A 12212-nucleotide genomic window follows, 5' to 3' on the forward strand; every position below is an offset into this window, starting at 1 on the left:
CGGCGCGCAGCGGATGGGTCAGGAACGGGGTGCCGCGGGGCCCCGGTCGGAACCGGGGTGGTCCGGGGCGCCGTCGGCGGGGCCGGGCGCACCCGGGGCGCTCCCCGCGGGCTTGGCGGTCCCCACGGGCGCGGAGGTTTCCTGGGGGTCGGAGAGCCGGAGCGCGGCGGGGTGAGGCAGAACGGGGAGGGCCCGTGCGGCGTCGTCGGCCGTGCCCCGCGGGGTGCGGGAGGCTGCCGGCGCGCCGAGCTCCGTGACGCGCACGGCGTCCGGGGTGGTCTGTGCGGGCGTGGGCATCTGGGTGCCCGGCAGGGCGGCCGCCGCGGAGCCGTGGGCCACGGCGTGGCGCAGGCACTCGCTCGGGGGGTCGCCCCGCTCGGCGGCCATGAGGTAGCCGGTCAGGGCGCTGTCCCCCGCGCCCACCGTGGAGCGTACGGTCACGGGCGCGTGCTCGGCGTGCCACGCGCCGTCAGCGGTCACGAGCACGGCGCCGCGTCCGCCCAGCGTGCACAGCACGGCGCCCACGCCGCGCGCCACGAGCTCCCGCGCGGCCTGCGCGCTCGCGAGCGGATCCGCCTCGAAGGCGTCGCCGTCCCCGCGGCCCAGCAGCTGGGCGAGCTCGTGGCCGTTGGGCTTGATCACGTCCGGCAGGGTCCCGGCGTCCGGGGCGAGCGCCTCGGCGAGCGGGGCGCCCGAGGTGTCCAGGGCGTACGACGGCGCCGCCGCCCCCAGCGCGCCACGCACCCGGGACGCGATCACCGCGTAGACGTCCGGGGCGGGGCCCGGGGGCACGGAGCCCGCGAACACGAGCCAGGACGCGCCCGCCCCCCGGCTGACGATGCGCTCCACGATCCGCTCGACCGTGCGCTCGTCCAGCACGGGGCCGGGCTCGTTGATCTTGGTGGTGGTGCCGTCCGGTTCCGTGACCGTGATGTTGGAGCGGATGGGCGCCCCGATCGAGACGCTGTCGTAGCGCACCCCCACGGCGTCCAGGGCGGCGAACAGGGGGTCGGTGTCGTCCCCCGGGGCCACGGCCACGGTGTCCACGCCGCTCGCGGACAGCGCGCGCGAGATGTTCACGCCCTTGCCGCCCGGGTCCTGGCGGGTGGAGACCGCGCGCTGGACCCGCCCGCGCGCGAGCGGCGCACCGAGGTCCACCGTGCGGTCCACGGAGGGGTTGAGGGTCACGGTGATGATCATGCGAGGACCACTTCCACATCTGCGTCTTCGAGGGCCTGCGCCAGCTCCCCCACGGGAGCCGCGTCGGTGATGAACGTGTCGATCTGCTCGAGCGAGCAGAAACGGGTGAGTGTCTCCTGGTCCTGCTTGCTCGCGTCGCACAGCACCACCACGCGGCGTGCCGCCTGCACGATCGCGGACTTGACCACGGCCTCGATGGGGTCCGGCGTGGAGAGCCCGAACCGCGCGTGCGCGCCGTTGCAGCCCACGAACGCGAGGTCCGGGCGCAGCTGGTCGTAGTGCTGGGCCGCGCGCGAACCGGTGGCCGCCCACGTGAGCTTGCGGATCCGCCCGCCCACCAGCTCCAGACCCACGCCCTCCGCGTCCGCGAGCTTCGCGGCGATGTGCAGGGCGTGGGTGATCACCAGCTGCTCCTGGCCACCGGGCAGGTGGTTGTCGCGGTGCAGCAGCAGCTCCGCGAGCGCCTCCACCGTGGTCCCCGCGTCCAGCACCACGGCCCCGGCGCCCGCGCGCTGAAGCACCTCGAGGGCCTTGAGCGCGATGCTGTGCTTCTCGGCGGCCGCGAGGCGCTGGCGCGAGTCCATGCCCTGCTCGCCGCTCGTGGACTGGTCCACCGAGACCGCCCCGCCGTGCACGCGCCGCAGCCGGTCCTGGCTCTCCAGGACGGCGAGATCGCGCCGGATGGTCTCCATGGTCACCTCGAAGCGGCGCGCGAGTTCCGCGCCGTTGACCCGGCGCTCGCGGCTCACGGTGCGCGCGATCTCCTCGTGGCGTTCTGCAGCGAACATGCTCACCTCACGGACGGACTGTGGTGCAGGACTCGTTGAATGTGAGCTTATGTCTGTTTGTGTGGTTTTACCACCCCCTTTCCCACATCCGGCCCCGAACGGCCCGCGAGCGTGTCCGGGCTCCCGCGTATATTGGGCCCGTCATGGGCTTCGCCCCCGCTGTTCTGCGTCAGGATCGCCCGTCATGCTGCTGCGTCTGCTGCGCACCTCCGTGCGCCCCTACCTCCCGTGGGTCGTGGGGGTGCTCGTCTTCCAGCTGCTGTCCACGATCGCCACGCTGTACCTGCCCAGCCTCAACGCCCGGATCATCGACCACGGCGTGACCCGCGGGGACACCGACTACATCTGGCGCACCGGCGCGGTGATGCTCGCCGTGGCCCTCGCCCAGGTGCTCTGCGCCGTGGTGGCCGTGTGGTGCGGGGCCCGCACCGCTATGGGGGTGGGCCGGGACCTGCGCCGGGACGTCTTCACCCGGGTGGGCTCCTTCAGCGCCCGGGAGGTCGGCACGTTCGGCGCACCCTCCCTGATCACCCGCAACACCAACGACGTCCAGCAGATCCAGATGCTCACGCTCATGGCCCTCAACTTCATGGTCATGGCACCGATCATGTGCGTGGGCGGGATCATCATGGCCCTGCGCGAGGACCCCGGGCTGTCGTGGCTCGTGTGGGTCTCCATCCCCGTGATGGGCGTGCTGCTGGGCCTCGTGGTCTCCCGGCTCATGCCCTGGTTCCGCACCATGCAGGAGCGCATCGACGGCATCAACGGCGTGCTGCGCGAGCAGATCACCGGCATCCGCGTGATCCGCGCGTTCGTCAAGGAACCGTTCGAGACGCGGCGCTTCGCGCGGGCCAACCAGGACCTCACGGACATCTCCCTGAAGATCGGCGCGCTGTTCGTGCTGATGTTCCCCGTGATCAACATGGTCATGCACCTGGCCACCGCCGCGGTGCTGTGGTTCGGCGGGCACCGCGTGGACCAGGGCGAGATCCAGGTGGGTGCACTGACCGCGTTCCTGCAGTACATGCTCCAGATCCTCATGGCCGTGATGATGGCCACCTTCATGTTCATGATGGTCCCGCGCGCGGTGGTCAGCGCCGAGCGCATCACCGAGGTGCTGGACACCCGCCCGGCCATGACTCCGCCCGCGCAGCCCGCCGAGGCCCCGCCGGCCCGCGGCCGGCTCGAGTTCCGCGACGTCACGTTCCAGTACCCGGGGGCCGAGGCACCCGTGCTGGACGACATCTACTTCACCGCCGAGCCGGGGCGCACCGTGGCGATCGTCGGGGCCACCGGGTCCGGCAAGAGCACCCTGATCAACCTCGTCCCGCGCCTGATCGACCCCGTGGCCGGGGAGGTGCTGCTGGACGGCCTGGCCCTGCCGCGCTACGCCCCCGAGGACCTCGCGGGGCGCGTGGGCCTCGTGCCGCAGCGGCCCTTCCTGTTCTCGGGCACCGTGGCCAGCAATCTGCGCTTCGGGCGCGCGGACGCCACGGACGAGCAGCTGTGGGAGGCCCTGCGCGTGGCCCAGGCGGAGGACTTCGTCCGTGCAATGCCCCAGGGCCTGGACTCCCCCGTCTCGCAGGGCGGCACCAACGTCTCGGGCGGGCAGCGCCAGCGGCTCAGCATCGCCCGCGCGCTCGTGGCCCAGCCCAGCGTCTACGTCTTCGACGACTCCTTCTCGGCCCTCGACGTCGCCACGGACGCCCGGCTGCGCGCGGCCCTGCGGCCCGTGACCCGTCACGCCACCGTGGTCACGGTGGCACAGCGGGTCTCCACCATCACCGACGCGGACGAGATCCTCGTGCTCGAGAAGGGGCGGATCACCGCGCGCGGAACCCACGACGAGCTCGTGGCGAGCAGCACCACGTACCGGGAGATCGTCACCTCCCAGCTGTCGGCGGACCAGAGCACCGGAGGCGCACTGTGAGCGAGACCCAGGAACCCGCCCGCAAACCGCAGCAGTTCTGGCCCTCGGCGGTGCGCCTCATGAAGCTGCTCACGCCCCACAAGGCCGCCCTCACTGTGGTGGTCCTCGCGGTGGTGGTCTCCGTGGTGCTGGGCGTGTGGGCGCCCCGCGTGCTGGGGCGCGCCATGGACGTGATCTTCGCGGGCGTCGTCGGCCGATCCCTGCCCGCCGGCACGAGCCAGGCCCAGGTCGAGGCCGGGCTGCGCGCGCAGGGCCAGGACACCACCGCGGACATGGTCTCCGCGATGTCCCTGGTGCCCGGCCAGGGTGTGGACTTCACCCGGCTGGGCGGGCTGATCCTGGCGGTGCTGGCCATGTACACGGTGGCGTCCCTGCTGATGTGGCTGCAGGGCTACGTGCTCAACCGCGTGGTCATGCGGGTGGTCTACGACCTGCGCGCCGAGGTCGAGCGCAAGCTCAACGCCCTGCCGCTGAGCTACTTCGACACCCGCCAGCGCGGGGACGTGATGTCGCGCGTGACCAACGACGTGGACAACATCCAGACCGCGCTGCAGCAGACCTTCGCGCAGCTGGTCCAGGACGTGCTCACCGTGCTGGGCATCGTGGTCATGATGTTCGTGGTCTCGTGGCAGCTGGCCCTCGTGGCGCTGCTCGCGCTGCCGCTGTCCGCGGTGGCCGCCGGGGTGATCGGCACCCGGTCCCAGCGCATGTTCAAGCAGCAGTGGCAGGCCACGGGCAGGCTCAACGGGCACATCGAGGAGTCCTTCTCGGGCCACGAGCTCGTCCACGCGTACGGCCGGCAGCGGCAGATGCAGGCGCAGTTCGACGAACGCAACGAGGAGCTCCACCGCGCGGCCTTCGGGGCCCAGTTCCTGTCCGGGACCATCATGCCCGTGATGCAGTTCATCTCCTACCTCTCCTACGTGGGGATCGCGGTGCTCGGCGGGCTGCGCGTGGCCACGGGTCAGCTGACCCTGGGGGACGCCACGGCGTTCATCCAGTACTCGCGGGAGTTCACCCAGCCGCTGTCCCAGGTGGCGGGCATGGCCACGCAGCTGCAGTCCGGCATCGCCTCGGCGGAGCGCACGTTCGAGCTGCTGGACGCCCCCGAGCAGGAGCCCGAGACGCCCACGGCCCGGCTGCCCGAGCGGCTGCGCGGCGAGGTGCGTTTCGAGCACGTGGACTTCTCCTACGACAAGGCCGCGGTGGCCGCCGGCGCGCAGCCCATGATCGAGGACCTCTCCCTGCACGTGGAGCCCGGGCGCACCGTGGCCATCGTGGGCCCCACCGGGGCGGGCAAGACCACCCTGGTGAACCTGATCCTGCGCTTCTACGAGATCGACGGCGGGCGGATCACCCTGGACGGGATCGACATCCGCGACCTCGCCCGGCACGACCTGCGCTCCCAGGTGGGCATGGTGCTCCAGGACGCCTGGCTGTTCAGCGGCAGCATCATGGAGAACATTCGCTTCGGCCGCCAGGACGCCACGGACGAGGAGGTGCTCGAGGCCGCCCGCGCCACGTACGTGGACCGCTTCGTGCGTGCGCTGCCCCAGGGCTACGACACCGTGGTCACCGAGGACGGCTCCTCGGTCTCCGCGGGCGAGAAGCAGCTGATCACCATTGCGCGCGCGTTCCTCTCCCGCCCGTCCCTGCTGATCCTGGACGAGGCCACCTCCGCGGTGGACACCCGCACCGAGCTGCTCGTGCAGAAGGCCATGGCGGCACTGCGCGCGCAGCGGACCTCGTTCGTGATCGCCCACCGGCTCTCCACCATCCGGGACGCGGACACCATCATCGTGATGCGCTCGGGGCGGATCGTGGAGCAGGGCTCGCACGAGCAGCTGATCGCCGCCCACGGCGCGTACGCGGAGCTCTACGAGGCCCAGTTCAACTCCCCGGACACGGAGCCCGACGCCGCCGGGTGAGTCCCCGGCTCCGGGCACCGCCCGGGGTCGTGGGACCGGTGGCGCAAGCGGTCCGGCGCGTCTACCGTGTCTCGTGACGGACCACCCCCACAGAACGGATGTCCCCGTGACCAACTTCGCCAACGTCGAACGCCGCCACCTCGCCGCGCTGCTGCGCCGCGTGGGCCCGGACGCCCCCACCCTCTGCGAGGGCTGGCAGACGCTGGACCTCGCGGTCCACCTCGCGATCCGCGACGCTCGCCCGGACGCGGTCCCCGGGATGTTCTCCCCCGGGCTGCCCCTGCTCGGGGCCCACGCCAAGACCGTGGAGGCCGAGTACCGGGCCATGCCGTGGGAGTCCCTCGTGGACCTCGTGGAGCGCCCTCCCCTCTACTCCCCCGGCCGCTGGTCCCCGCTGGACAAGCGCATGAACACCGGGGAGTTCTTCATCCACCACGAGGACGTCCGCCGCGCGCAGCCGCAGTGGCACCCCCGGCAGCTGCTCAACGACGAGCAGAAGGCCCTGTGGGCCATGCTCAAGTTCGGCGGCTCCACCATGCTGCGCAAGGAGCCGGAGTCCGTGGTGCTGCTCGCGGCCGGCTTCGGCGCCGTGCGCGGTGGCAAGACCTCGGCGCGCCGGGTGAAGATCGTGCGCGGCGAGCCCTCCGAGCTGCTGCTGTGGGCGTTCGGCCGCCGGGAGCAGGCCGCCGTGGAGATCACCCAGGAGTAACCGCAGCACGCCACGGCCGGTCGCCCTCCCCGGAGGGTGGCCGGCCGTTGCGCGTCCCGGCCGCGGCGGCGTCGTCGCGTATCATGGAGCGGTCCCGTCCGCGGGACACCCGCGCCCCCTTAGCTCAGATGGCCAGAGCATCTGTCTTGTAAACAGAGGGTCGCCGGTTCGAATCCGGCAGGGGGCTCCCCGTCCGGGTCGCACCCGAGCGCGAGGGCCCGCCAGGAACCACCTGCCGGGCCCTCGCGCTCGGTGCACCCGGGCCCGCTGCCCGGAGACAGAGAAGACCCCCGGCCCGTGGAACGGACCGGGGGTCTCTGCGCGCGCGGCGCTACTTCTTCTTGGCCTTCGCGTCGATCGCTTGCTTGAGCATGTCCTCGAAGGCGCCCTTCTCGTAGCGCTTGCCGTCCACGAAGATGGACGGGGTGCCCGCCACACCGTTGGTCACGGACTCGCGGGTGGCCACGTTGACCATGGGGCGGTAGGTGTTCTCGTCGAGGTCCTTCTCGGAGACGGTGGCGCCGTGCTTCCCGGCGATCTCCGCGAGCTGCTTGTTGCTCAGCCCGCCGCTGCCCTGGTGGGAGAACACCTCCTGGGAGTACTCCATGTACTGGTCCGGGGTGACCTGCTCGGCCACCAGGTAGGCGGCGTTCGCGGAGCGGGAGGAGTACTGGTCCGGGGTGGCCTTGTCCAGGAAGTTGAGGTTGCGGTACTCGATCTCCACCTTCCCCGCGTCCACGGCCTTCTTCAGGGCGTCCGCGTTCTCCTTCTCGAAGTCCGCGCAGTGCACGCACTCGAAGTCCTGGAAGATCACGAGCTGCACGGGCTTGCCGTTGCCCACGGCCTTGTCCTTGTCCACCACGCCCAGGGGCGTCTTGGAGGTGTCGGGCTCGTCGGGCGCCGGGGGCAGCGTGGAGAGGTCCCGCTCCTTGACGTCGGAGGTGTTCTGCGCGATCCCGTCCTTGGTCACGGTGATCCCGCCGTACTGGTTGGCGCTCGCGGGCACGGGCCCGGCGTCCGGGATGGTGGCCTTGCTGTTCTGCCAGATCACCAGCCCGATGATCAGCGCGATCGCCACCACGAGGGCCACGACGCCCAGGATCAGCCCCAGGGGCTTGCCGTTGGAGCGGCGGGACTGGCGGTCGGCGATCTGCCGGGCGCGTTCCCGCGCGTCCACGGACGAGGAGCCGGAGGTGTTGTTCTTGGAAGCCATGGGGGCCCTGGTGTCCTTCCGATGGGGGAGCACAGCTGTCGTTGACTGGTCCTCAGGGTACCCGGCCCGGCCGGGCCCGTGGCCCAGCCGGCTCCCAGGCGGGACCGCCCCACCGGGTCCGTCGACCCCCGCGGCGGGCCACCGCAGGGACGCCCCCTCCCCGGGGTGGCCCGCGCCGGGGTGGCCCGTCACGAGGGCCCGCCGTCGGTGCCCCCGCCTAGGATGGAAGCGATCAACCCGCCCGGGAAGGAACACAGCGTGAGCGCAGAACAGTCTTTGGAAGAGGTCGCCGTCCCGCAGGAGGGCTACGACTTCGTGGTGGTCTCCAACCGGCTCCCTGTGGACCGGGACGTGGACGAGAACGGCAGCAGCTCGTGGCGCCGTTCCCCGGGCGGGCTGGTCAGCGCGCTCGCGCCGGTGATGGCGCAGCGGGACGGTGCCTGGGTGGGCTGGCACGGGGCCCCGGACGAGTCCCTGGAACCGTTCGACCACGACGTCTTCCACCTCGTCCCGGTGTCCCTGAGCGAGACGGAGGTCAAGCGCTACTACGAGGGCTTCTCCAACGCCACCCTGTGGCCGCTGTACCACGACGTGATCGCCTCCCCCGAGTTCCACCGCACGTGGTGGTACGCCTACCGCCGGGTCAACGAGCGCTTCGCGCGCACGGCCGCGGAGACCGCCGCGGAGGGCGCCACGGTGTGGGTGCAGGACTACCAGCTGCAGCTGGTCCCGCGGATGCTGCGCCGGCTGCGCCCGGACGTGACCATCGGCTTCTTCAACCACATCCCGTTCCCTCCCACCGAGATCTTCTCGCAGCTGCCCTGGCGCAGGGCGGTGCTGGAGGGGCTCACGGGCGCGGACCTGATCGGCTTCCAGCGCCCCGGGGACGCCCAGAACTTCCAGCGCTGCGTGCGCCGGTACCTGGGGGTGCAGTTCACCAAGGGTGCGGCGCAGTTCAGCGAGAGCACGGCCGAGGGCGGGCAGACCACGTGGACGGTCAACGCCGGCTCCTACCCCATCTCCATCGACGTGGACTCCATCAAGGAGCTCGCGGACGATCCCTCGGTCCGGGCGCGGGCGCGCGAGATCCGCGAGGAGCTCGGCAACCCGGAGACCATCTTCCTGGGCGTGGACCGGCTGGACTACACCAAGGGCATCCGGCACCGGATCAAGGCCTACGGGGAGCTGCTGCACGACGGCAGGCTCACGGTCGAGGACTCCGTGCTGATCCAGGTGGCCAGCCCGTCCCGCGAGCGCGTGGACTCGTACCGGCACCTGCGGGAGCTCGTGGAGGGGATGGTGGGGCGGATCAACGGCCAGTACGACACCATCTCGCACACCGCCATCCGCTACCTCCACCACGGCTACCCGTTCGAGGAGATGGTCGCGCTCTACCTCGCGGCGGACGTGATGCTCGTGACCGCGCTGCGGGACGGGATGAACCTCGTGGCCAAGGAGTACGTGGCGGCCCGCCGGGACCGCTCCGGGGCGCTCGTGCTCTCCGAGTTCACGGGCGCGGCCGAGCAGCTCAAGCAGGCGGTGCTGGTCAACCCCCACGACATCGACGGCCTCAAGGACGCCATGATGTACGCGCGGGACATGCCCGCCACGGAGGCGCGCAAGCGCATGGCCTCGATGCGCCGGCAGGTGCTCACCCACGACGTCGTGGACTGGTCCCAGCGCTTCCTGGACGACCTCGCCGCGCACGCCCGCACCGCGCCCGACGACGCCGCGGGGCCGGGTGCCGCCGCGGACGGGCCCGGTCATGAGTGACCCTCTGAACCGCGCCCTGGATGCCGCGGCCGGTGCGGGCACACTGCTCGTGGCGCTGGACTTCGACGGCACTGTGGCCCCGTTCACCGAACGCCCCGAGGACTCGCGCCCGCTGCCCGCGGCCCAGCGCGCGCTGGACGCGCTCGCGGGGCTGCCCCGGACCACCGTGGCCGTGGTCTCGGGGCGCCCCCTGGAGTTCCTGCGCACCGTCGTGGACCCGCAGCGGCGCATGGTGCTCTCCGGCTCGCACGGTGCGGAGGTGGACCTCGGCCCCGCGGCGCGCGGCGGAGCTGAGGGCCACGACGCGGGGCACGGCGGCGTCGTGCTCGGACCCGAGCAGCGTGCTCGGCTCGAGCGGGCGGTCGCCGCCACCCGGCAGATCGCCCGGAGCTGCCCGGGCGCGCACGTGGAGCTCAAGCCCGCCGGGGTGGCCCTGCACACCCGGCCCGTGAAGGATCCCGCGGCCGCGCAGCGCGCCCTGCAGCAGGCCGCCGAGGCGTACTGCGTCCTGCCGGGGCTGCGGGTGACCCCGGGGCAGCAGGTCCTGGAGTGCTCGGTGCTCAGCGCCACCAAGGGCGACGGCCTCGACGCGATCCGCGCGGCCGTGCACCCGGACGTCACGGTCTTCGCCGGGGACGACGTCACGGACGAGGACGCCCTGGCCGTGCTGGGTCCCGCTGACGTGGGGATCAAGGTGGGCGAGCGGGAGTCCGTGGCCCCGTGGCGGGTCCCAGACCCGGCCGCGCTCAGCGAGGTGCTGGCCGACCTCGCCGACCGGCGGGCGCGCGTGCTGGACGGCGCGGGCTGAGATGACCCCCCGACCCCCCTCCCCCCACACCGCGCGCGGGATCTCGATCAGCACCGCGTTCCCGGACCCCGCTCTGCTGGAGCTGCCCTGGGACGTCCCCCTCGAGGACTGGCCCCCCGAGGTCCTCGCCGCGTACCCGCGGGGACTGTCCCGCCACGTGGTGCGCTTCGCCACGGTGGGCGAGCGCGTGGTGGCCGTGAAGGAGACCACGGCCCACTACGCGCAGCGCGAGTACGGGCTGCTGCGCAGGCTGCAGCGCATGGGTACCCCGTCGGTGGTTCCGGACGCGGTGGTCACGGAGCGCTACCGCCCCGACGGCGAGGCCCTCCCGGCCGCGCTGGTGACCGACCACCTGAGCTTCTCCCTGCCCTACCGGGCGATCTTCGAGCAGGTGCCTTCCCCGGACACCATTGAACGGCTCGTGGACGCCCTGGCCTCGCTGATCGTGCAGCTGCACCTCTCGGGCTTCTACTGGGGGGACGTCTCCCTCTCCAACACCCTGTTCCGCCGGGACGCCGGCCAGTTCGCCGCCTACCTCGTGGACGCCGAGACCGGCGAGCTGCACCCGCAGCTCACGCGCGGGCAGCGCGAGTACGACATCGACCTCGCGCGCACCAACGTGGCCGGGGAGATCATGGACCTGCTCGCGGGCGAGCACATGCAGCGGCGGCTGGCCGAGGCGGGGGTGGATCCGGCGTCCGTGGACCCGTTCGCGGTCTCGGAGCGGCTCGTGCAGACCTACGACGGGCTGTGGGAGGAGCTGACCGCCACCGAGGTGTTCTCCGTGGACGAGCGCTGGCGCGTGCAGGATCGGGTCAAGCGGCTCAACGAGCTGGGCTTCGACGTCGAGGAGGCGTCCATGGACTCGGACGAGTCCGGGCGGGTGCACCTGCGCCCGCGCGTGGTGGAGCCGGGCCACCACAGCCGCCGGCTGCTGCACCTGACCGGGCTGAACACGCAGGAGAACCAGGCGCGGCGCATCCTCACGGACATCGACCAGTTCGGCCGGGCCCTGTACCCCGGGCTGCCCGAGGACCTCACCGCCCAGCTGTGGATGCGGGAGATCTTCGTGCCCATCATGGCCGCGATCCCCGCGGAGCTGCGCGGCAAGCGGGAGCCCGCGCAGATCGTGCACGAGGTGCTGGAGCACCGGTGGTTCATGTCCGAGGCTGCGGGCAAGGACATCCCCACGGAGGCGGCCGCCGCGGACTACGTGCAGACCTACCTGGCCGAGCGCCCCGACGAGCGGGACGTGTTCTAGCCCGCCGACTGCTCCTCGGGACGCACCCGGATGAGGTCCCCGACCGCGCGGTGCACCCGCACGGTCCACTGCTCGTCGAGGGATCCGTAGCGCGCCACGTGGGCGTAGGCGGCCCCCAGGACGAAGTCCACGACCATGTCCAGGTCCACGGACGCCCGGACGAGCCCGCGGTCCTGGTCCCGCTGCAGGAGCGCGCGCAGGGCGTCCATGCGCGGGCGGACCACCGCCGAGCGCAGCACCCCAGCGGTCGGGGAGGTGGGTTCCTGCAGCAGCGTGATGGCCACGCCCAGGCCCATGTCCCGCAGCAGCAGGTCCACGGCATCCGTGAGCGCCTGCTCCCACGTGCCGTCCTGGACGGCGGGGGCCTGCGCGGCGGCCGTGTGCTGCAGCGCAGCCTCCAGCAGCTGGGGGCTGTTGTCGTAGCGGCGGTAGATCGAGGTCTTGGCCACGCCCGTGAGCGCGGAGACCGCCTCGATCGTCACGCGCTGCGGTCCGCCCTCCCGCAGCAGCCGCAGGGCACCCGCGATGATCTTGCGGTCCGTGCGCGCGGTCCGCGGGTCGGTCGAGGGCCCGGGGGCCGGGATGCTCTCGGACGTCATGGC

10 protein-coding genes and 1 tRNA gene are annotated in these 12212 nt (G+C 72.3%); 7 read left to right on the forward strand and 4 right to left on the reverse strand.

Features of this window, described 5'->3' with window-relative positions; genetic code table 11:
• Window positions 1-18: 18 nt before the first annotated feature.
• A complete protein-coding gene (locus KRH_RS09100) occupies window positions 19-1200 on the reverse strand; it encodes a 1-phosphofructokinase family hexose kinase (protein WP_012398916.1) in 1182 nt (393 codons plus the stop codon).
• A complete protein-coding gene (locus KRH_RS09105; protein ID WP_012398917.1) occupies window positions 1197-1988 on the reverse strand; it encodes a DeoR/GlpR family DNA-binding transcription regulator in 792 nt (263 codons plus the stop codon). The genes KRH_RS09100 and KRH_RS09105 overlap by 4 nt, the downstream gene beginning before the upstream one ends.
• Before the next feature lie 184 nt (window positions 1989-2172).
• On the opposite strand from KRH_RS09105, the gene KRH_RS09110 reads away from it, so the two are divergent.
• The 4 genes from KRH_RS09110 to KRH_RS09125 all read left to right on the forward strand — a co-directional run bounded on the left by KRH_RS09110 (window position 2173) and on the right by KRH_RS09125 (window position 6742).
• Window positions 2173-3918: an ABC transporter ATP-binding protein gene (locus KRH_RS09110; protein WP_012398918.1), complete on the forward strand. Its 1746-nt coding sequence runs from the start codon at window positions 2173-2175 to the stop codon at window positions 3916-3918.
• A complete protein-coding gene (locus tag KRH_RS09115; RefSeq protein ID WP_012398919.1) occupies window positions 3915-5846 on the forward strand; it encodes an ABC transporter ATP-binding protein in 1932 nt (643 codons plus the stop codon). The genes KRH_RS09110 and KRH_RS09115 overlap by 4 nt, the downstream gene beginning before the upstream one ends.
• 106 nt (window positions 5847-5952) lie before the next feature.
• Window positions 5953-6555 carry a TIGR03085 family metal-binding protein gene (locus KRH_RS09120; protein WP_041297406.1) on the forward strand — a complete coding sequence of 201 codons (603 nt, stop codon included), beginning with the start codon at window positions 5953-5955 and terminating at the stop codon, window positions 6553-6555.
• 113 nt (window positions 6556-6668) lie between these two features.
• Window positions 6669-6742: transfer RNA gene (locus KRH_RS09125), tRNA-Thr, on the forward strand.
• Window positions 6743-6886: 144 nt separating this feature from the next.
• Here the strand turns inward: KRH_RS09125 and KRH_RS09130 are convergent.
• Window positions 6887-7768, reverse strand: coding sequence for a DsbA family protein (locus KRH_RS09130; protein ID WP_012398921.1), 882 nt, complete (start codon window positions 7766-7768; stop codon window positions 6887-6889).
• Window positions 7769-7990: 222 nt separating this feature from the next.
• Between KRH_RS09130 and KRH_RS09135 the strand changes: the two genes are divergently transcribed.
• Genes KRH_RS09135 through KRH_RS09145 form a run of 3 tightly spaced genes read left to right on the forward strand, consistent with a single transcriptional unit; the run spans window position 7991 to window position 11610 of the window.
• Window positions 7991-9541 carry an alpha,alpha-trehalose-phosphate synthase (UDP-forming) gene (locus tag KRH_RS09135; RefSeq protein WP_050738066.1) on the forward strand — a complete coding sequence of 517 codons (1551 nt, stop codon included), beginning with the start codon at window positions 7991-7993 and terminating at the stop codon, window positions 9539-9541.
• Window positions 9534-10349, forward strand: coding sequence for a trehalose-phosphatase (gene otsB / locus KRH_RS09140; protein WP_012398923.1), 816 nt, complete (start codon window positions 9534-9536; stop codon window positions 10347-10349). The genes KRH_RS09135 and otsB overlap by 8 nt, the downstream gene beginning before the upstream one ends.
• A 1-nt stretch (window position 10350) precedes the next feature.
• Complete coding sequence (locus KRH_RS09145; protein ID WP_012398924.1) at window positions 10351-11610, forward strand: DUF4032 domain-containing protein; 1260 nt, start codon at window positions 10351-10353, stop codon at window positions 11608-11610.
• Here KRH_RS09145 and KRH_RS09150 read toward each other — a convergent pair.
• Entirely contained in the window at window positions 11607-12209 is a 603-nt protein-coding gene (locus KRH_RS09150) for a TetR/AcrR family transcriptional regulator (RefSeq protein WP_012398925.1), read from the reverse strand. The two genes, KRH_RS09145 and KRH_RS09150, sit on opposite strands and share 4 nt — an antisense overlap.
• Window positions 12210-12212: the final 3 nt, after the last annotated feature.

The sequence above is a fragment of the Kocuria rhizophila DC2201 genome, from assembly GCF_000010285.1.
GTDB lineage: Bacteria > Actinomycetota > Actinomycetes > Actinomycetales > Micrococcaceae > Kocuria > Kocuria rhizophila_A.

Coding starts and splice junctions, on each gene's coding strand:
- KRH_RS09100 (WP_012398916.1), bottom strand. CDS start 1,200: ATGATCATCACCGTGACCCTCAACCCCTCCGTGGACCGCACGGTGGAC.
- KRH_RS09105 (WP_012398917.1), bottom strand. CDS start 1,988: ATGTTCGCTGCAGAACGCCACGAGGAGATCGCGCGCACCGTGAGCCGC.
- KRH_RS09110 (WP_012398918.1), top strand. CDS start 2,173: ATGCTGCTGCGTCTGCTGCGCACCTCCGTGCGCCCCTACCTCCCGTGG.
- KRH_RS09130 (WP_012398921.1), bottom strand. CDS start 7,768: ATGGCTTCCAAGAACAACACCTCCGGCTCCTCGTCCGTGGACGCGCGG.
- KRH_RS09135 (WP_050738066.1), top strand. CDS start 7,991: ATGGAAGCGATCAACCCGCCCGGGAAGGAACACAGCGTGAGCGCAGAA.
- otsB (WP_012398923.1), top strand. CDS start 9,534: ATGAGTGACCCTCTGAACCGCGCCCTGGATGCCGCGGCCGGTGCGGGC.
- KRH_RS09145 (WP_012398924.1), top strand. CDS start 10,351: ATGACCCCCCGACCCCCCTCCCCCCACACCGCGCGCGGGATCTCGATC.
- KRH_RS09150 (WP_012398925.1), bottom strand. CDS start 12,209: ATGACGTCCGAGAGCATCCCGGCCCCCGGGCCCTCGACCGACCCGCGG.